At 68.4% G+C, this 19,662-nt stretch carries 10 protein-coding genes; 6 read left to right on the plus strand and 4 right to left on the minus strand.

Going from position 1 to position 19,662, the window contains the following annotated elements:
• Positions 1-148 precede the first annotated feature (148 nt).
• Together J4G38_RS02355 and J4G38_RS02360 are read left to right on the plus strand one after the other, a co-directional pair.
• Positions 149-8,455, plus strand: coding sequence for a LamG-like jellyroll fold domain-containing protein (locus J4G38_RS02355; RefSeq protein WP_226163070.1), 8,307 nt, complete (start codon positions 149-151; stop codon positions 8,453-8,455).
• A 237-nt stretch (positions 8,456-8,692) separates the two neighbouring features.
• Positions 8,693-11,440: an RCC1 domain-containing protein gene (locus tag J4G38_RS02360; RefSeq protein ID WP_210518192.1), complete on the plus strand. Its 2,748-nt coding sequence runs from the start codon at positions 8,693-8,695 to the stop codon at positions 11,438-11,440.
• Between the two features lie 77 nt (positions 11,441-11,517).
• Here the strand turns inward: J4G38_RS02360 and J4G38_RS02365 are convergent, their stop codons facing one another.
• Entirely contained in the window at positions 11,518-12,213 is a 696-nt protein-coding gene (locus tag J4G38_RS02365) for an HAD family hydrolase (protein ID WP_210518194.1), read from the minus strand.
• Between the two features lie 197 nt (positions 12,214-12,410).
• Between J4G38_RS02365 and pafA the strand changes: the two genes are divergently transcribed.
• On the plus strand, positions 12,411-14,126 hold the full coding sequence (gene pafA, locus J4G38_RS02370; protein WP_210518195.1) for an alkaline phosphatase PafA: 1,716 nt from the start codon (positions 12,411-12,413) through the stop codon (positions 14,124-14,126).
• 47 nt (positions 14,127-14,173) lie between these two features.
• Here pafA and J4G38_RS02375 read toward each other — a convergent pair whose 3' ends face one another.
• On the minus strand, positions 14,174-14,527 hold the full coding sequence (locus tag J4G38_RS02375) for a four helix bundle protein (protein WP_226163072.1): 354 nt from the start codon (positions 14,525-14,527) through the stop codon (positions 14,174-14,176).
• Positions 14,528-14,701: 174 nt separating this feature from the next.
• Here J4G38_RS02375 and J4G38_RS02380 point away from each other — a divergent pair, with 174 nt between their 5' ends.
• Both J4G38_RS02380 and J4G38_RS02385 read left to right on the plus strand, forming a co-directional pair.
• Complete coding sequence (locus J4G38_RS02380) at positions 14,702-15,253, plus strand: inorganic diphosphatase (RefSeq protein ID WP_210518198.1); 552 nt, start codon at positions 14,702-14,704, stop codon at positions 15,251-15,253.
• Between the two features lie 102 nt (positions 15,254-15,355).
• Positions 15,356-16,234 (plus strand): UbiA prenyltransferase family protein, encoded by an 879-nt coding sequence (locus J4G38_RS02385; protein ID WP_210518200.1) that lies wholly within the window; start codon positions 15,356-15,358, stop codon positions 16,232-16,234.
• A 45-nt stretch (positions 16,235-16,279) separates the two neighbouring features.
• On the opposite strand, the gene J4G38_RS02390 is transcribed toward J4G38_RS02385, so the two are convergent.
• Complete coding sequence (locus J4G38_RS02390; RefSeq protein WP_210518202.1) at positions 16,280-17,812, minus strand: NAD(P)H-hydrate dehydratase; 1,533 nt, start codon at positions 17,810-17,812, stop codon at positions 16,280-16,282.
• A gap of 36 nt (positions 17,813-17,848) precedes the next feature.
• Here J4G38_RS02390 and J4G38_RS02395 point away from each other — a divergent pair, with 36 nt between their 5' ends.
• On the plus strand, positions 17,849-18,430 hold the full coding sequence (locus tag J4G38_RS02395; protein ID WP_210518204.1) for an RBBP9/YdeN family alpha/beta hydrolase: 582 nt from the start codon (positions 17,849-17,851) through the stop codon (positions 18,428-18,430).
• On the opposite strand, the gene J4G38_RS02400 is transcribed toward J4G38_RS02395, so the two are convergent.
• Entirely contained in the window at positions 18,427-19,563 is a 1,137-nt protein-coding gene (locus J4G38_RS02400; protein WP_210518205.1) for a sensor histidine kinase, read from the minus strand. The two genes, J4G38_RS02395 and J4G38_RS02400, sit on opposite strands and share 4 nt — an antisense overlap.
• Between the last annotated feature and the right edge of the window lie 99 nt (positions 19,564-19,662).

Below are 19,662 nucleotides of genomic sequence, written 5' to 3' on the forward strand. Positions count from 1 at the left end.
CGGGCATCGCATCAACATGCGATGCCGCCGCGTGATAAGGGCCGCTATCTTTGCGGCATTGTTCAGTTATCGCTGATTAATTGCGGCAGTCTTTCCTGGTCAGGAAGCGGAGCCGCAGCATTCAACCGACTGGTCCTTTTTCTTGTTGATGGAAAACTTTTACATTGTTGCCGGGCGGATAGCCCGCGTGGGCACGCCCAAGCCCGTATCATTCGTACGCCCGGTGCTGCTGGGGCTGCTGGCGCTGCTGCCCTGGGCGGCCGGGGCGCAGGCCCCCACTATCACGGCGGTAACGCCCCCGGCCACTGCCCGGGCGGCGGCCCGCACCAGCCCCGTTGCCGTCACCTTCGACCAGGCCCTGACGTCCGGCTCGGCCGGGGCGCTGAAAGTGTTTTCGGCCCAGCGCGGGGGCCTGCGCACCACGGCCGCGCCGGCCGTGGTGAACGGCAGCACCCTCACCTTCACCCCGTCGGCCTACTCCTTTTTGCCGGGCGAAACGGTGAGCAGCACCGTGACCACGGCGGCGGCCAGTGCCGGGGGCAGCCTGGCTGCGCCGCGGGTCACGCAGTTTACGGCGGCGGTGGGCGGCACGGGCCGGGGCCTGTTCCTGCCCGGCACTACGCTGGCCGGCCCCACGGCGGGCGAGGTGCTGGCCGCTGACTTCAACAACGACGGCATCCTGGACCTGGCCGATACCGGCGGGGGCCTGCAGGTGCGCCTGGGCACGGGCGGCGGCAGCTACGCCGCGCCCACGGCCTACGCGGCGGCGGGCGGCTACTTTTCCCTCACGGCCGGCGACCTCGACAACGACGGCGACCTCGACCTGGTAGTGCCTACCAACGGCACCAACGGCACCACCAACGGCACAGTATCGGTGCTGCAAAACGACGGCGCGGGCGGCTTCACGCTGCTGGCCCCGGCCCCCGTGAGCAGCAACGACCCGCGCAAAGCCGCTCTGGGCGACCTCGACGGCGACGGCGACCTCGATATGGTGGTGCCCAGCTCGGGGGGCGGCGGCACCATCACGGTGTACACCAACAACGGCAGCGGGGCCTTCACGCTGGCCACGGCCATCAATGGCCCGGCCGGCAATGCCGTGTATGCGGTGCTGGGCGACGTGGACAACGACGGCGACCTGGACTTCGCGGTGGCCGACTACAACAACGCCCGCGTGGTGGTGGGGCTGAATGCGGGCACCAGCCTGAGCTTTGTGACCAGCACCGTGGCCGTGGGGGCCAACCCCAACGGCGTGGTGCTGGCCGACCTGAACGGCGACGGAGCCCTCGACCTGGCCACGGCCAACGAAAGCGCGGCCGCCCTCTCGGTGCGCCCCAACCTGAATAACGGCACCGGCACCTTTGGCGCGGGCAGCAACGTGGCCGTGCCCGCCACCTGCTCGGGCGTGGCCGTGGGCGACGTGGATGCCGACGGCGACCTCGACCTGGTGGCTGCCAGCCGCGGGGCCACCGGCTTCTACCTGCGCCTGAACGACGGCGCGGGGGCCTTTAGCGGCAGCGGCGCCAGCGCGGCGGCCACCAGTGTGTTTTACCTTACCCTGGCCGACTTCGACAACGACGGCGACCTCGACCTGGCGGGGGCCAACTCCGGCGGCACCGGCGGCGTGTACCTGCGGCTGAACCTGCCGGCCGCGCCGGTGGTCAGCAGCTTCACGCCCACCACCGGGGCGGCGGGCACCAGCGTGGTGCTCACCGGCACCGACTTCACGGGGGCCACGGCCGTGGCCTTCGGCAACATTGCCGCGCCGGGCTTCGTGGTGAACTCGGCCACCCAGATTACGGTATCCGTGCCGGCTGGGGTGGTGCAGACGACTATTTCGGTGACCACGCCTTCGGGCACGGGCACCAGCCCGGGCTACTTCACAGTGCCGGTGTGCGCAGCGGGCAAGGTGACGGTGACGGCCAACGGCCCGACGGCCATTCCGGCCGGGGGGCGCATAACGCTCACGGCCGCCGCCGTGCTGGCCGGCCTGAACACGGCCGGGGGCTTCAACAACACGGTGCGGGCGGTGGTGGTGCAGCCCGACGGCAAAATCCTGGTGGGCGGCAATTTTACCACCTACCAGGGCCAGACGGCCAACCTCCTCATCCGCCTCAACGCCGACGGCAGCCCAGACCCCACCTTCGCGGTGGGCGTGGGCTTCAATAGCCAGGTAAGCGCGCTGGCCCTGCAGCCCGACGGCAAGGTGCTCGTTGGCGGCAGCTTCACCACCTACCAGGGCGTTGCCAATACTCGCATTGCCCGGCTCAACGCCGACGGCAGCTCCGACAAAGGCACCAGCCCCGGGCAGTTCAATTCCGGCGTGGGCTTCAATAGCCAGGTAAGCGCGCTGGCCCTGCAGCCCGACGGCAAGGTGCTCGTTGGCGGCAGCTTCACCACCTACCAGGGCGTTGCCAACGGCTACATTGCCCGGCTCAACGCCAATGGCAGCTCCGACAAAGGCACCAGCCCCGGGCAGTTCAATTCCGGCGTGGGCTTCAATAGCCAGGTAAGCGCGCTGGCCCTGCAGCCCGACGGCAAGGTGCTCGTCGGCGGCAGCTTCACCACCTACCAGGGCGTTGCCAATACTCGCATTGCCCGGCTCAACGCCGACGGCAGCTCCGACAAAGGCACCAGCCCCGGGCAGTTCAACACCGGCACGGGCTTCGGCAACACGGTGAGCGCGCTGGCCCTGCAGCCCGACGGCAAGGTGCTCGTCGGCGGCAGCTTCACCACCTACCAGGGCGCTGCCAACAACAACTACATTGCCCGGCTCAACGCCGATGGCAGCTCCGACAAAGGCACCAACCCCGGGCAGTTCAACACCGGCGTGGGCTTCAACACCGCGGTAACCGCGCTGGTCCTGCAGCCCGACGGCAAGGTGCTCGTCGGCGGCCTCTTCACCACCTACCAGGGCGTTGCCAATACCCGCATTGCCCGGCTCAACGCCGACGGCAGCACCAACACCGGCACCAACCCCGGGCAGTTCAACACCGGCGTGGGCTTCAACACCGCGGTAACCGCGCTGGTCCTGCAGCCCGACGGCAAGGTGCTCGTCGGCGGCCTCTTCACCACCTACCAGGGCGTTGCCAATATCCGCATCGCCCGGCTCAACGCCGACGGCAGCACCAACACCGGCACCAACCCCGGGCAGTTCAACACCGGCACGGGCTTCAATAACCAGGTAAACACGCTGGCCCTGCAGCCCGACGGCAAGGTGCTCGTCGGCGGCCTCTTTACCATCTACAACGGCGGGGCGGCCGGCAGCACCAACCGCATCGCCCGGCTCAACGCCGACGGCAGCACCAACACCGGCACCAACCCCGGGCAGTTCAACACCGGCACGGGCTTCAACTCCACGGTGAACGCGCTGGCCCTGCAGCCCGACGGCAAGGTGCTCGTCGGCGGCCTCTTCACCACCTACCAGGGCGTTGCCAATACCCGCATTGCCCGGCTCAACGCCGACGGCAGCACCAACAATACCGACGCGCCGCTGGCCGGGGCCACCTACGTGTTCAACCCTGGGGCTACGCCCGGCGCCACCCGCGTGGTAACGCAGGCGGGCTCGTACACGGCCACGGCCACCGACCCGGCCACGGGCTGTACTTACACCTCGGCCCCGCCGGTGGTGGTGACTATTCAGCCCGCGCCCACCATTACCAGCTTCGCGCCCAACCCCGCCGTGGCCGGCCAGGCCGTGACGCTGACGGGCACCAACCTGAGCACCTTCACGTCGCTGGTGGTGAGCGGGGTGACGGCTACCAACGGCATCACCAACGCGAGCAGCACCAGCCTCACGTTCCGGGTGCCGCCCACGGCCCCGGCCAGCGGCACCACCACCCTCACCACGATAGGTGGCACGGCTAGCAGCACCGCCCTGGTGGTGACGCCCGCCGTAGCGCCCGGCAACGCCCTGGCCTTCGACGGCGTGGACGACTACGTGGCCCTGCCCACCACTACTCCTGTGCCCGTGGGCAACGGCGCTTATACCATTGAGGCGTGGATAAAGCCTACGGCGATGGGCTACTACGGCATCATCGGCTGGGGCAACTTCGGCACCAACAGCCAGACCAACGCCTTGCGGCTGGACCCGTCCGGCCTACTGTACAATTACTGGTGGAACAACGACCTGGCCGTGAACGTGGGGGACATTAGCGGGCGCTGGCACCACGTGGCCGCCACGTACGATGGCACCACCCGCCGGATTTTCTTCGACGGGGTGCTGCGGGGGCAGGACTACCCCTCGGGCCACGCCGTGCCCAACGCCAGCAACCTGCGCATTGGCTCCACCAACAATGGCGAGTACTTCCCCGGCAGCATCGACGAGGTGCGCGTCTACTCGGTGGCGCTGAGCCCGGCCAACATCGTGGCCGACATGCACAGCACCACGGCGGCCGTGCCCGCTAGCCTGGTAGCTTACTTCAGCTTCGACCAGGGCAGCCCGGCCGGCAATAACGCCGGCCTGACCACCGTGTACGACCAGACCTTCACGGCCAGCCCCGGCACGCTCACCAACTTCGCCCTGGCCGGCCCCACCTCCAACTACGTGGAGAGCTACGCGCTGGCCGTGCCCACGGCCCTGGCGGCCACGGGCATGACGGCCACCGGCTTCACGGCCAACTGGACGGCCCCGGCCTTCGGGGTGGTCGACAACGGGTATTCGCTGGATGTGTCGACCTTGGCCACCTTTGCCTCGGGCGTCACCACTTACGCGGTAGCCAGCGGCACCAGCCAGGCCGTGACCGGCCTGACGGCCGGCACCGAATATTTCTACCGCGTGCGGGCCGATAAGACGACGGTGACCGGCACCGGGGCCTACTCCAATACCATTACCGTAGTGCCCGGCGCGATGGTGCCCCCCGGCAACGCCCTGGCCTTCGACGGGGCGGACGACGTGGTGACCTACGGTGCCACGCCGGCCGTGAACAACCTGGGGCCGGGCAACTTCACGCTCGAAGCCTGGGTGTATTACGACGGGGCCACACCGGCGGAATCCATTATCCGCAAGGACGGCGACTACAACTTCTACCTCAGCGGCAACGTGCTGCACGCCGAGGCGTGGTACAGCGGCACGGGCAGCCCCAACTGGCGCCACAACACCGGCACCGCCATCCTGCCCGCCAACCGCTGGGTGCACGTAGCGGCGGTGTGGACGGCCGCCACGGCCTCCTTCCAGCTCTACGTGAACGGCGTGGCCGATGCCAGCACCACCGCGACCAGCTCCATCTCTGCGTCCGGCAACCTGATGCTGGGCCGCTCGGCCACGTACGGCAACCCGCTCAACGGCCGCCTCGACGAGGTGCGCATCTACACCACGGCCCTCTCGGCGGCCGACATTCAGGCGGATATGCGCAGCACGGCCGTGGCCCAGCCCGCCAGCCTGGGCTTCTACGCCAACTTCGACCAGGGCACGGCCGGCGGCACCAACACCGGCGTAACCACTCTGCCCGACCTGAGCGCCAACGGCTACCCCGGTACCCTGAACACCTTTGCCCTGACGGGCGCCACTTCGAACTGGGTAGAGAGCTACGCGCTGGTGGTGCCCACGGCCCTGGCGGCTTCGGGCATCACGGGCACGGGCTTCACCGCCCGCTGGGCGGCCCCGGCCGTGGGTGTGGTCGACAATGGCTACTTCCTCGACGTGTCGACGGCGGCCGACTTCTCGGCCCCTCTCACCAACTCGCCCTTCACGGTGGCCAGCGGCACCACCAGCCAGGCCGTGACCGGCCTGACGACCGGCACGACCTACTATTACCGCGTGCGGGCCGATAAAACCAGCGTGACCAACACCGGGGCCTATTCGAATACCATCACCGTGACGCCCTGCGCCGGCGCGCCGGTGGCCGTGGCCCAGAACGTGACCCTGACCCTCGACGGCAACGGCAACGCCACGCTGGCGGCCGCGGCCGTGAACAACGGCAGCACCGCCAACTGCGCTCTGGCTCCGGCCACCGCCCTGAGCGTGTCGCCCAGCACCTTCAGCTGCGCCAACCTCGGCCCCAACGCCGTGACCCTGACCGTGACCGACGCCAACGGCGTCACCAGCACCGCCCCGGCCACCGTGACGGTGCAGGATAAGCTGGCCCCCGGCGCGGGGCGCGGCCCGCTGCCGGCCGCCCCCGCCCTGGCCCTGGCCAACGTGCCCGAAGCCAACGGCTACGGCGTGCTCTACCAGCTGGATATGCCCGCTGATGGCAACTTTGGCAACGTTGCGGCGGTGCCCTACGCGGTGAATAACTCGGGGGCCGCCATTGTCGCGCCCGCCCGCGTGGCCTACTATATGGAGTTGACCACCGGCACCGGCACCCAGTGGGTGTGGACCTCAATGGACAACTTTGCCAGCACGCTGACCCAGCTCGGCCTGCCCCATCCCACCACCAACCCCGTGAACTGGCACCAGAGCGTGAGCAACCTGAGCGTGTTCAGCAACGTCGGCGGCGCCCTCGTCACGGGCAGCAGCCTGGGTGCCGGCCGCGTGGAAATGTGGCCCAGCAACTACAGCCAGGCCAATGACGACAACGTGAGCGCGGCCAACGGCAGCTATTTTGACATGGGCGACGGCGGCCAGAACACCGGTGCCGGCCACGGCTCGTTCCAGGTGCATAACCTGACCACGCCCCAGACCGTGTTTGGCTACAACGGCTGGGGTACCTCGGCTGCCCAGGATGGGGTGGGCATCGGCAACCAGAACGCGCCCGGCGTGGGCGACACCGACTGGACCTTCGGCAACAACGTGGGCAGCTACTCGGTGAAGCGCATTTTCGTGCTGGTGCCCAACGTGGGCACCTTCACCCAGCCCGCTTCGGTGGTACTGGGGCCATCGGGCACGGCCACGCTCATGACCAGCCAGGTATACACCGGCACCAGCGACAACTGCACCGGCAGCAATGCCCTGGGCGTAGCGGTGTCGCAAACCACCTTCAGCTGCGCCAACCTGGGCCCCAACACCGTGCAGGTAACCGTGACCGACGCCAACGGCAACGTGAGCACCGCCCCGGCCGTGGTAACGGTGCTGGGCGCACCCGCCCCTCTGACCACCACTACCTGGGTGGGCAACCTGAACACCGACTTCCTCGACTGCCAGAACTGGAGCTACGGCCAGGTGCCCGACGCCACCATCAGCGCCCTGATTCCGGCCGGCGCGCCCCGCTACCCCAACGTGACCACCGGCACCCTGGCCGTGCGCGACCTGACCATCGACGCCGGGGCCAGCTTCACGCTGGGAGCGGGGGCCACGCTGCAGGTGAACGGCGACTTCGCCAACAACGGCACGGGCGCGCTCAACGGCCCAGTGGCCTTTGTGGGCGCGGCGGCCACCCAGCTGCTGGGCGGCAGCGCGGCCACGGCCTTCGCCAGCCTCGCGGTGAATAAGTCGGCCGGCACCGTGCAGCTTCAGCGCGACCTGGCCCTGACCGGCCCTCTCACGCTGACCAACGGCACGCTGACCACCACGAGCAGCTACCGCGTCAGCCTGGGCTCGGCGGCCTCGCTCAGTGAAACGGACGCCGCCTACGTGCTGGGCAACGTGGCCGCCACGCGCACGCTGGCGCCCGGCAGTGCCGAAGCCTTCGGCGGCCTGGGCCTGACGCTGACGCCCGCCGCCGGCTCGGTAGCGCCCGGCCTCACGCCGGTGGTGCGCACCACCGGCACGGCCCTCACCGGCGCGGGCAGCAGCGTGAGCGTGAAGCGCTACTTCGACATTCAGCCCGCCACCAACTCGGGCCTGAGCGTGACCATGGACTTCGCCTACTTCGACCACGAGCTCAACGGCATCACGCCTGCCAACCTGAACCTGTTCAAGTCGGTAAGCGGCCCCGGCGGCCCCTGGGCCAACCAGAACCCGGTGACCATCGCCGCCAACACGGTGACCAAAACCGGCATCAGCGACTTCTCCATCTGGACCCTGGGCAGCAAAGCCGCTCCTCTGCCCGTGGAGCTGAGCGCCTTCACGGCCACGGCCAACGGTGCCAGCGCCGTGCGCCTGGCCTGGGCCACGGCCTCGGAGAAGAACAGTGCCCGCTTTGAAGTCGAGCGCAGCGTCGACGGGCAGGCGTTTGCCCTTGTCCGCACGGTGGCCGCCGCCGGCTCCAGCAGCACCCCGCGCAGCTACGAGTTGCTGGATACGAAGCTGCCCGGCGGCGTGGCCCTCCTCTACTACCGCCTGCGGCAGGTGGACCTGGCCGGCACGTTTAGCTACTCGCCGGTGCGGGTGGTGGCCCTGACGGGCGCCGCCGCTGGCCTGGCCCTCTACCCCAACCCGGCTCACGGCGGCACGGCCACGCTCACGGGCGCGACGCCCGGCACGCTGGTGACGGTGCTGGACGCGCTGGGCCGCCCGGTGACGTCGGCCCCGGCCGATGCCGCCGGCACGGCCCAGCTGGCCCTGCCGGCCGGGCTGCCGGCGGGCGTGTACGTGGTGCGCGCCGGCGGCAAAGCCCTGCGCCTCACGGTGGAATAGGCCGCCGCTTCCGGCTCCTGGTTACAGCCCCCGTGCCTCCCGGTGCGGGGGCTGTTTGCGACGGAGTCGGCCGGGGCCGGGCCGGAAGGCCTCGCATCAACATGCGATGCCGCCGCGGGGCCGGGGCCGGTACCTTTGCTGGGATTGCTGCTCTCTTTTTATTTGTTCATTGGGGCCCGGCGCATGGCGTGCGCGGGCCCCGGCCTTACTTCCGGGGGTGACGCTCCCGCTGCTTCTATGCTACACTTCTTCTCGCTGGCCCGGTGGAGGGCGCAAGCCCGCTACTGGTTGTCGGCCGGCGTGCTGGCCTTGCTGCCTTTGGCCGCATCGGCCCAAAAAGTGGCCGCCGGCGGCGGCTTCTCTTTCAGCATTCACGCCGACGGTACCCTGTGGGGCAGCGGCTACAACCAGAACGGCCAGCTTGGCGACGGCACCGGCGTGCAGCGGGCTCTGCCCGTGAAGCTGGGCACCAGCACCTGGCTGAGCGTGGCTTCGGGCTCCTATTTCACCGAGGCCATTCGCAGCGACGGCACGCTCTGGGCCTGGGGCCGCAACGACAAGGGCGAGCTCGGCGATGGCACCAACTTCAACCGCAACGCTCCCGTGCAGGTAGGCACGGCCACCAACTGGCGCAGCATCGCGGTGGGCTACACGCACACGCTGGCCCTTAAAACCGACGGCACGCTCTGGGCCTGGGGCCGCAACGACTACGGCCAGCTCGGCAACGGCACCACCAACGGCAGCGCCAACGCCATCCCCGTGCAGGTCGGCACCGACACGGACTGGCAGAGCGCCGCCGCCGGCGTGTACCACAGCCTGGCCCTGAAAAGCAACGGCACCCTCTGGGCCTGGGGCTTCAACGGCGACAGCCAGCTGGGCGACGGCACCACCACCACCCGCACCGTGCCCACGCAGATTGGCGCGGGCACCGTTTGGCAGAGCGTGGCCGCCAGCCCCTTTGCCCTGCACGGCGTGGCCATTGCCGCCAACGGCACGCTCTGGGCCTGGGGCCGCAACGTGAACAACCAGCTGGGCGACGGCACCGCCGCCGTGCGCCGCAGCCCCACCCAGATTGGCACGGCCACCACCTGGCAGCAGGCCAGCGCGGGCCCCAACTACACCGTGGCCCTGCAAACCGACGGCACTCTCTGGGGCTGGGGCAACAACGACTACGGCCAGCTGGGCGACGGCAGCACCACCAACCAGGCCACGCCCACCCAGATGGGCACCGCCACCACCTGGCAGGAAATAGCGACCGGCAGCAGCCAGACCGTGGCCCGCCGCACCGGCAGCTCCATCCTGGCCTGGGGCCTGAACTCGAACGGGCAGGTGGGCAGCCCGGCCGCGCCCACCCCCTTGCTGCTGGCCCCCGCCCAGGTGGGCAGCGCCACCGACTGGACCAGCGTGGCCGCCGGCCTCGATTTCAGCCTGGGCACCAGGGCCGCCGCCGAGCGCTGGGGCTGGGGCACCAACATCACCGGTGAGCTGGGCACGGGCAGTGCCCTGAAAGCCGTGCTGGCCCCGGTGCACGCCGGCACCGATGCCTGGCAGCAGCTCAGCGCCGGCTACCGCCACGGCCTGGGCATCCGGCCCGATGGCAGCCTCTGGGCCTGGGGCCACAACGGCAACGGCCAGCTCGGCCAGGGCACGCAGTACAACAACCCGCCGGTGCCCACGCCCGTGCAGGTGGGCGGCGCTGCCTCGACCTGGCTGAGCGCGGCGGCCGGCTCCGACTTTTCGGTGGCCGTGCGGGCCGACGGCACCCTTTGGGCCTGGGGCCTGAACAACGTGGGGCAGCTCGGCGACGGCAGCACCACCCTGCGCAACGCCCCCGTGCAGGTAGGCAGCGCCACCACCTGGCAGCGCGTGAGCGCCGGCAACAGCTTCGCGGTGGCCCTGCAAACCGATGGCAGCCTCTGGGCCTGGGGCACCAATGGCAGCGGCCAGCTCGGCCAGGGCAATACCACGGCCCAGCTCACGCCCCAGCAAGTGAGCATTGGTACCAGCTGGCAAAGCGTGGTGGCCGGCGGAGCCTTTGTGCTGGCCCTGAAACCCGACGGCACCCTCTGGGCCTGGGGCGACAACGGCAGCGGCCAGCTCGGCGACGGCAGCACCACCCCGCGCCTCAGCCCCACCGCCATTGGCACTGCCACCTGGCAGCAGCTGGCCGCCGGGGCCAACTACAGCCTGGCCCTGCGCCCCGATGGCAGCCTCTGGACCGCCGGGGCCAACGGCGTGGGCCAGCTGGGCGACGGCACCACCACCACCAACCGCAGCGCCTTCGCCCGCGTGGGCACGGCTACCTGGCAGCGCATAGCCACGGGCTCGCTGGCCACCCACACCCTGGCCGTGCAAACCGACGGCACCCTCTGGGGCTGGGGCAACAACGGCGCAGGCCAGACCGGGCTGCCCTTTACGGCCCCCGCGCCGGTGGTGGTCTTCCAGCAGCCCCTGCCCGTGGAGCTGACCGCCTTCACGGCCACGGCCGAGGGCCCGGCCACCGTGCGCCTGGCCTGGGCCACGGCCTCGGAAAAGAACAGCCAGGCGTTCGAAGTCGAGCGCAGCCTCGACGGCACGGTCTTCGCGCCCCTGGGCACGGTGGCCGCCGCCGGCAGCAGCAGCAGCGCCCGCCGCTACGGCTTGGTGGATGCTAATCTGCCCGGCGCAGTTCTGCTTTACTACCGCCTCAAGCAGGTGGACCTGGACGGCAGCTTCAGCTACTCGCCGGTGCGGGCCGTGGCCCTGGGCCCGGCGTCGGCCGGGGCCGGGCTGGCCTTGTTCCCCAACCCGGCTCACGACGCAGCCACGCTCACCGGGGCCGCGCCCGGCACGGAGGTGCGCGTGTCTGACGCGCTGGGCCGCCCGGTGACGTCGGCCCCGGCCGATGCCGCCGGCACGGCTGCGCTGGCCCTGCCGGCCGGGCTGCCGGCGGGCGTGTACGTGGTGCGCGCCGGGGCCCGCGCCCTGCGCCTGGTGGTGGAGTAGCGCCCCGCTGCCCTAACAAGAAGGCCCCGGCGCTCAGCGTCGGGGCCTTCTTCGTTTCTGGTCATGCCGGAGCAGCATCAGCTGCGCTCCTTCTGCGGCCGGGGCACCTGGGGCTGAGCAGCCAGCAGCGCCGGTAGTTGGGCGGGCGTGAGTTCGGTGAAATCCTTGATGACGGTGAGCGGGGCCTGGAAATCGGCCGCCTTCAGGGTGGTGGCCACGGCCACACAGCGCATGCCGGCGCGGTAGGCGGCCTGCTCGCCCAGCAGGCCATCTTCGAACACGATGCAGTCGGCCGGGGCCACGCCCAGCTTTTTGGCCGTCACCAGCCAGGTGTCGGGGTGGGGCTTGCCGTGCTTCACGTCGGCCTCGCCCACAATCACGTCGAAGTAGGGGCGCAGGCCCAGGTGGTCGACGATGTAGTGGATAGCTGTTTCGCCCGAGCCCGTGCCCAGCCCAATGGGGTGCCCCGCTGCCCGCGCCGCCTTCAGGAAAGCCGTGAGGCCGGCCACCTCGCGGCGCTTGTTCCAGAACAGCACGCGGTAGAGAAACTCGCGCTGGGCCACGTAAGCCTCGCGCTGCTTCAGCGGCACGGGGTGGCGGAAAACGTGGGTGAGAATCTCGGCGGCGGGCATGCCGTTGAAGCGCTTGAGCAGCCGCAGGGCGTTGGTGGTCAGGCCCAGGTCGCGGAACAGGAGCTGGAAGGAGCGGGCGTGGGCGCCGGTGTTGTCGACGAGTACGCCGTCCATGTCGAAGATAAGGGCGGGGAGGGGCATAGGGGAAGTTGGGGAGAAGGAAGAAGCACGTCGTGCCGAGCGCAGCCGCGGCATCTCGCGTGTGGTAGTAATCAATGCCATTACAACGAAGCACGCAAGATGCCGCGGCTGCGCTCGGCACGACGTTCTGGTTATGGCGCATTCCTCATGCCCGGGCGGGGGTATCTTTGTGGTCGTCTAGCCTTACCTGCTTTTCCTTGAAAAAGATATTATCTCTCGTGTTGCTGGCCCTGGCTGCCGTGCCCGCCCTCGGCCAGAAAGCCGGCGAACCCGTGCCCCGCCCCAAGCTGGTGGTGGGCATCGTGGTCGACCAGATGCGCTACGATTACCTCTACCGCTACTGGTCAAAGTTCGGTAACGACGGCTTCAAGCGGCTGCTGGGCCAGGGCTTTAGCTTCGAGAATACCCACTACAACTACGTGCCCACCTACACCGGGCCGGGCCACGCCTGCATCTACACCGGGGCCACGCCCTCGGCCAACGGCATCATCGGCAACAACTGGTGGGTGCGCGAGGAAGGCAAGGGCACCTACGTGACCGAGGACAAAACCGTGCAGCCCGTGGGCGGCACCTCGCTGGTGGCCGGCCAGCAGAGCCCCCGCCACCTGCTGAGCACCACCATCGGCGACGAGCTGCGGCTGGCCACCAACTTTCAGAGCAAGGTCATCGGCCTCAGCATGAAAGACCGGGGCAGTATCCTGCCGGCCGGCAACGGCGCCAACGCCGCCTACTGGTACGACGGCACCAACGGGGCCTTCATCACCAGCACCTTCTATATGAAGCAGCTGCCGGACTGGGTGAGCAAGTTCAACGCCCGCGGCCTGCCCGCGCAGTACCTCAGCAAGCCCTGGGAAACCCTGCTGCCCCTGGCCGACTACACCGAAAGCAGCCCCGACAACGTGCCCTGGGAAAACGGCTTCCCCGGCGAAGTCACGCCCACCTTTCCCCACAACCTGCCGGTGCTGAGCGCCGCGCCCGTGGCCGCCGTGAAATCCCTGGAAAAAGCCGCCGGCGAAACCCAGCCCAAAACCACGCCCCAGAACCTCGACCTCATCCGCAGCACGCCCTTTGGCAACAGCCTCACGGCCGATTTCGCCATCGAAACCCTGCACGCCGAGCAGATGGGCCAGCGCCCCGGCATCACCGACCTGCTGGCCGTGAGCTTCTCCTGCACCGACTACGTGGGCCACCAGTTCGGGGCCAACGCCGTGGAAACCGAGGATACCTACCTGCGCCTCGACCGCGACATTGCCCGCCTGCTGGCCGAGCTCGACAAAACCGTGGGCCCGGGCCAGGCCCTGGTCTTCCTCACCGCCGACCACGGCGCGGCCCACGCCGTGGGCTTTTTGCAGGAGCACCACCTGCCCGGCGGCGGCGTGGGCATCGGCATCATGCGCGACTCGGTGCAGCGCGTGCTGACGCACCGCCACGGCCCCGGCGCCTGGGTGCTCGATTTCGAGAACCTGCAAGTCTACCTCAACCGCCCCCTGCTGGCCCAGAAGCACCTGGACCTGGCCGCCACCCAGGCCGAAGTAGCCGCCATCCTGCGCACGCTGCCCGGCGTGGCCCAGGCCCGCACCGCCACCGACCTGCAGGCCAGCCACTGGACCGAAGGCCCCGGCATGTTCCAGGAAAACGGCTTCTTCGCCCCCCGCTCCGGCGACGTGCTGACCGTGCTGCTGCCCGGCTGGCTCGAAGCCTACTCGTACCCCGTCATCAAGGGCACCACCCACGGCGTGAGCTGGCAGTACGACACCCACGTCCCGCTACTTTTCTGGGGCTGGCACGTAAAGCACGGCGAATCGGTAGTCCCCGCCCGGGTGGTCGACATCGCGGCTACGCTGGCGCGCTTCCTCCACATCCAGGAGCCCAGCGGTTGCTCGGGGGTGCCGCTAGGTGAGGTGCTGCGTTGATTTGCTGATTTTTTGATGTGCGGATGTGCTGCCTAAACAAAGTCCGCTTAGGCCTTGTGAGCGGAAGAAATGATTTTCGAAAGAATCTTTCGGATGCTCAGCAGCCGGGGCAGCAACTCGCCGGGGTTTTCGTAGGAAGGGGCGTGGTGGCACAGCAAAAGCCAGTAGTCGGTTTCTTCGGCTTCCTTGGCCGCAATTTTACATTTGTGCACAAAGTCGGCCCGGCTTTCCGCGCTTTGGGCTTCCCGCACATTGGCGCCAATGGAGGTGCCGCTTTTCATCAGCTGATTGGCCATCACGTAGCGGCGTTGAATTTCGAGGCGCTCCGTGTAATCAATAATCAGCAGCGAGAATTCAAAAGTCAGCCGGACAATCAGGTTATCGGTTTCAGGAATCGCCACGCAAGAAGTTTAAAGAATAGTCATTTCAAACAAACATACCGTAATTCATCAACCTTAATCAACCGCCTGCCCTGAAAGGTACTTCCACCCCAGCACATCAACAACACATGCCTGCACTGAAAGGCGCCTCCAACTCAGCACATCAGCACACCAAAAAAATCAACACATCAATCAATGACCCATTTTAATCCCTGGCACGACGTGTCGCGCGGCGAGGATACCCCGACCGTGGTGCAATCCATCATCGAAATTCCCAAAGGCAGCAAGGGCAAATACGAGCTCGACAAAGACAGCGGCCTGCTGAAGCTGGACCGCGTGCTGTTCTCGGCCGTGCACTACCCGGCCGCTTACGGCTTCATCCCCCAAACGTATTGCGACGACAAGGACCCGCTGGACATCCTGGTGCTCTGCTCGGTCGACATCGTGCCCATGTGCCTCGTGGAGGCCAAAGTCATCGGCGTGATGCAGATGGTGGACCAGGACGAGGAGGACGATAAAATCATCGCCGTGGCCGCCCACGACATTTCGGTGAACCACTACAACGACATCAGCGACCTGCCGCCCCACACGCTGCTCGAAATGCGCCGCTTCTTCGAGGACTACAAGGCCCTGGAGCACAACAAGCACGTCACCGTGGAGCGCTTCATGGGCAAGGAGGACGCCTACCGCATCATCAACGACAGCATCAAGCTCTACGAAGACACCTTCGGCGACCGCAAGGCCTAGGTCGGCGGTTCTTTTCCCGCGGTAGTTGCCATTCAGGCGAAGCTGGCCCCCGGGCCGGGCTTCGCCTTTTTGCTGCGGCCCCGGCCGGCTTTACCTTCGTTCGTGGTTTCGTCGTCGCCTTCTGTTGGAGATTCCGCCGGCCGTGGTCTTTTCCGGCGCGGCCTCGATGCCGTGCTGTTCAGCAGCGTGTGGCTGGCCGCGGCCGCGGCCGCCCAGACGGCCGCTACGTTCAAGCTGTGGCCGGTGGCCCCGGCCGGCAGCTACCGGGTGGTTTTGCTGGTGTTCGCCGCCACGCTGCTGGTCTACAACCTCGACGCGGCCCTGCCCTTTAAGCACCGGCAGCCGGCCGGGGCCTCGGGCCGCAAGGCCTGGCAGCAGCAGCACCGCCGCCTGCTGGTAGGGCTGGCCGGGGTCGCGGCGTTGGTGGCCGGCTACCTGTTTCTGGCCGATGGCTGGTGGCGCTACCTGCCCAGCCTGCTGCCCCTGGCGGCGCTGGCGCTGCTGTATTCGTGGCCGCTGGCGCGCTGGGGCGGGCAGCGTCGGGCCCTGCGCGAAGTGCCCCTGCTGAAAGGGTTTCTGATTGCGGGCGTGTGGTCGGCCATCACCGTGGGGCTGCCCACGCTGGCGCAGCACCGCCCGCTGGCCGAGGCGGGCGGCCTGCTGGCCCAGCGCTTCTGCCTGGTGCTGAGCCTGGCCGTCGTGTTCGATATCCGCGACCTGAGCCGCGACCGGGCGGCGGGCACCCGCACCTTTCCCGTGGTGCTGGGCCTGGCCGGGGCCAAAGCCGTGGCGCTGGCCTTCCTGGCCGGGGCCATGGCCCTGGGCTTCGAGCGGGAAGCCCCGCCGCTGGTCCTGCTGCTGACCGGCTTATCAGCGGCTTCGGTCATCCTGCTGGCCGATGAGCGCCGGAGCGACTACTTCTTCGCCCTGCTGGCCGATGGTGTGCTGCTGGTGCCGGCTGTGCTCTATTTGGTGGGGTAAGTAGGAGTAGAACGAGTACTTCTGACGCAAGACGAGCATGCCTGTTTAGGCTTCCAGCTCCGCCAACGCTGGCCCCATGTGGCGCACGATATCGCCGGCCACCAGCCCGGCCTGCCCGGTTTGCGCGGCTCCCAGGTCGCCGGCCCGGCCGTGGGCGTACACGCCCAGCCGCACCGCCTCGAAGGCCGGCAGTTGGGCGTGGGCGCGCAGGGCCAGCAGCACGCCGGTAAGCACGTCGCCGCTGCCGCCGGTGGCCATGCCGGCGTTGCCGGTGCTGTTGAAGTGCAGCGCGCCGGTGGGCGTGGCCAGGCAGGTGTAGGCGCCTTTGAGCACCACCAGGCAGCGGTATTTGGTGGCGAAGTCGCGCAGCAGGTCCAGGCGGTGGTAGTCGTCGCGGGCCGGCTCGGTGAGGCGCTCGAACTCCTTGGGGTGGGGGGTGAGCACGGTGTTTTCGGGCAGCAGCTTCAGCAGCTCGCGGTGCAGGCCCAGCAGGTTCAGGGCGTCGGCATCGATAACGAGGGGCAAGGGGTTGGGGCGCTTTTCGGTGGGCTTGGCGGCCGCTTTCAGCAGCTTGCGCAGCACCGCCAAGGTGGCCGTTTCCTGCCCCAGGCCGGGGCCGATGCCCACGGCCTGGTAGGGCGCCAGCTTGGGCAGCTTGCTGATAAAATTCACCTGCGTATCGGGCAGGCACATGGCTTCGGGCTGGCTGATTTGGAAGATGTCGTAGCCGCAGCCCGGGATTCGCGCCGTGAGCAGGCCCACGCCGCTGCGCAGGCAGGCCCCCGCCGAGAGCACGGCCGCGCCCATCTTGCCCCGGCTGCCGGCCAGCAGCAGCGCGTGCCCAAAGGTGCCCTTGTGGCTGAACCGGGGCCGGGCCGGGAGCGCGCCAGCCACGGCGGCGGCATCGGTGTAGTGCCAGGGCGTGGCGGTGTCGGCAATGAAGCCCTCGCTCAGGCCAATGTCTTCCACCTGCCATTCGCCCACGAAGCCCGCGTTCTGCGGTAGCAGAAAGGCCAGCTTGGGCCGGCCGAAACTGACCGTGTGCTGTGCCCGCACCACCGGGCTGTCGGCGGGCTGGGGCGCGTCGGCGAAGAGGCCGCTCGGCAAATCAATGGCGACTACGCGAGCGGGGGCCGCGTTCAGGTGGGCCACCACGGCCGCCGCCAACCCATCCAGCGGACGCGAAAGCCCGGTGCCAAACAGGGCGTCGATAACCACCCCGCCGGCCGGAAACCCGGGCAGCTGGCCTTCGCTGATTTCGACCACGGGCACGGCGGCCGGCAGATGCTGGCGGTTGTGCTGCCAGTCGGCCGACTGCTTTTCGGCGGGCAGCAGGGCCACGCGCACGGGGTAATTGGCTTGCAGCAGCAGGCGGGCGGCGGCCAGGCCGTCGCCGCCGTTGTTGCCGGGGCCGCACAGTATCAGGATTTCGCCGGTTTCGGCCGGGCTGAAATGGCTGGCAAACCACCCCGTGAAGGCCGTGGCCGCTCGTTCCATCAATTCGACCGAAATGAGGCCTTGTTCGGCAATGGTGGCCTGGTCGAGCTGGCGGGTTTGGGCGGCGGAGAAGATTTTCATAGAGAAAGAAAGGTAACAGGGGAGCTACTTTTGAAGATGCAAGAAACAGCCCGCGTCTTCATCGTGCCCGGCCTCGGCAATTCCGGCCCCGACCATTGGCAAACGTATTTCGAGCGCATGCAGCCAGGTTTTACCCGCATCGAGCAGCGCAGCTGGGACAGCCCCGACCGTGCGGAGTGGGTCGAAACCCTGGCGCAGGCCCTGGCTGGTGAAGACCTGAGCCGGGTGGTGCTCGTGGCCCACAGCCTGGGTTGCGCCACCGTGGCGCACTGGGCCGCTGCCTACGGCCACCGCATCAAAGGCGCGCTGCTGGTGGCCCCGAGCGACGTCGAAACCGCGCATTATGCCGCCTTTCCCACCACCGGCTTTGCCCCGATGCCCCTGGCCCGGCTGCCCTTCCCGAGCACAGTGGTGCTGAGCCGGAACGACGAATGGGTGACGCCCGCCCGCGCCCACCAGTTTGCCGAAGCCTGGGGCAGCGAGCTGGTCGACATCGGCAACGCCGGCCACATCAACACCGCCAGCGGCTACGGCGACTGGCCCGCCGGGCTGGCCCTGCTGGACGAGTGCCAACCGCCCGAACCGCTTCCCTGGGCGGTTGCCAACCCCCGCGGTTAGGGAAAAACGACGGCCTCCACCAGCTCCTCGGGCAACCGGCTATCAAACCCCTCGGCCAGGGGGAGTTCCACGGTAAACACGCTGCCCTGGCCTTCGGTGCTGGCCACCGACAACGTGCCGTCGTGCCACTCCACGATGGTTTTGCAGAGCGACAGGCCCAGGCCAATGGTTTCCTCGCCCCGCAGGCCGAGCCGCCGGGCGCGGGTGAACCGCTCGAACACGTGCGGCAGCATGGCCGCCGGAATCCCGATGCCGTCGTCGGCCACTTCCACCCGCGCCCGGTCGGCCAGCTCCACCACGGCCACCCGCACGTGGCCCTCGTCGCGGGTGAATTTCATGGCGTTGCTCACCAGGTTGATGACCACCTGCGTGAATTTGCTCACGTCCAGGTTCACGTACACGGCCTCCGCCGGCAGCGTATAGGCGAAGTGGTGGCCCAGCAGCTCGTAGCCGACGTGCAGCTGCTCCAGGGGGCCGCGCATGATTTCGCCCAGGTCCACCCGGTCCACCTTCAGGTTCGTGGTCACGGCCGCCGCGAACTCGATGTTGATGAGGTCGCGAATCATCTTCACGCTCTCGCGGCTGGTGTTCTCCAGCATCTCCAGCAGCTGCACCTGCGACTGCGCGGCCTCGGGCAGCTCCTCGCGCAGGTACTGCGCCAGCTGCTCAATCATGATGAAGGCCCCGCTGGCATCGTGCGAGAGGACCTCCAGCGTCACGTTTTTGCGGCTGTTGAACAGGTCGGAATTGGCCTGGTGGTGCTTGGCGGCGCTGATGTCGTGCAGGGTGCACACCAGCAGCGGGCCCGCCGCCGCCGCCGCCGGATGGTAGTAGGGGATGACCGTGAACCACTGCGCCGACTCGCCCACGCGCTGCAAGCGGACGGTAATCTCGCCCAGCTGCTCGCCCCGCACCCACCGCGCCCAATGCTCGTCGAGGTAGCCCCGGTCGTCGGGGTGAATGCGGGCCAGCAGGGCGGGCAATTCGGCGTTGACGCCGGCATCGGTGCCCAACAGCACCTGCTCGTAGGCCTGGTTGATGAAAACCACCCGGCCGGCGGCAATGTCGTAGACGAATTGCACCTGGGGGCTGGCGTTCACCTTGGCCAGGAAAAGGGCCGCTAAATCATGCATGGCGTGAGGGGGCGGGAAAAAGAACCGCTGGGATAACTAGTACGGTAACGGGCGGTAAAAAGCTGAAAGCGAACAAGACAGAAAGCCCGCGAAGAGGAC

This window comes from Hymenobacter terricola (assembly GCF_017921975.2).
Lineage (GTDB): Bacteria > Bacteroidota > Bacteroidia > Cytophagales > Hymenobacteraceae > Hymenobacter > Hymenobacter terricola.

Bases quoted from the DNA above. Each gene is read 5' to 3' on its own strand.
- J4G38_RS02355 (WP_226163070.1), top strand. From the start codon at position 149: ATGGAAAACTTTTACATTGTTGCCGGGCGGATAGCCCGCGTGGGCACG.
- J4G38_RS02360 (WP_210518192.1), top strand. From the start codon at position 8,693: ATGCTACACTTCTTCTCGCTGGCCCGGTGGAGGGCGCAAGCCCGCTAC.
- J4G38_RS02365 (WP_210518194.1), bottom strand. From the start codon at position 12,213: ATGCCCCTCCCCGCCCTTATCTTCGACATGGACGGCGTACTCGTCGAC.
- J4G38_RS02380 (WP_210518198.1), top strand. From the start codon at position 14,702: ATGACCCATTTTAATCCCTGGCACGACGTGTCGCGCGGCGAGGATACC.
- J4G38_RS02390 (WP_210518202.1), bottom strand. From the start codon at position 17,812: ATGAAAATCTTCTCCGCCGCCCAAACCCGCCAGCTCGACCAGGCCACC.
- J4G38_RS02395 (WP_210518204.1), top strand. From the start codon at position 17,849: ATGCAAGAAACAGCCCGCGTCTTCATCGTGCCCGGCCTCGGCAATTCC.
- J4G38_RS02400 (WP_210518205.1), bottom strand. From the start codon at position 19,563: ATGCATGATTTAGCGGCCCTTTTCCTGGCCAAGGTGAACGCCAGCCCC.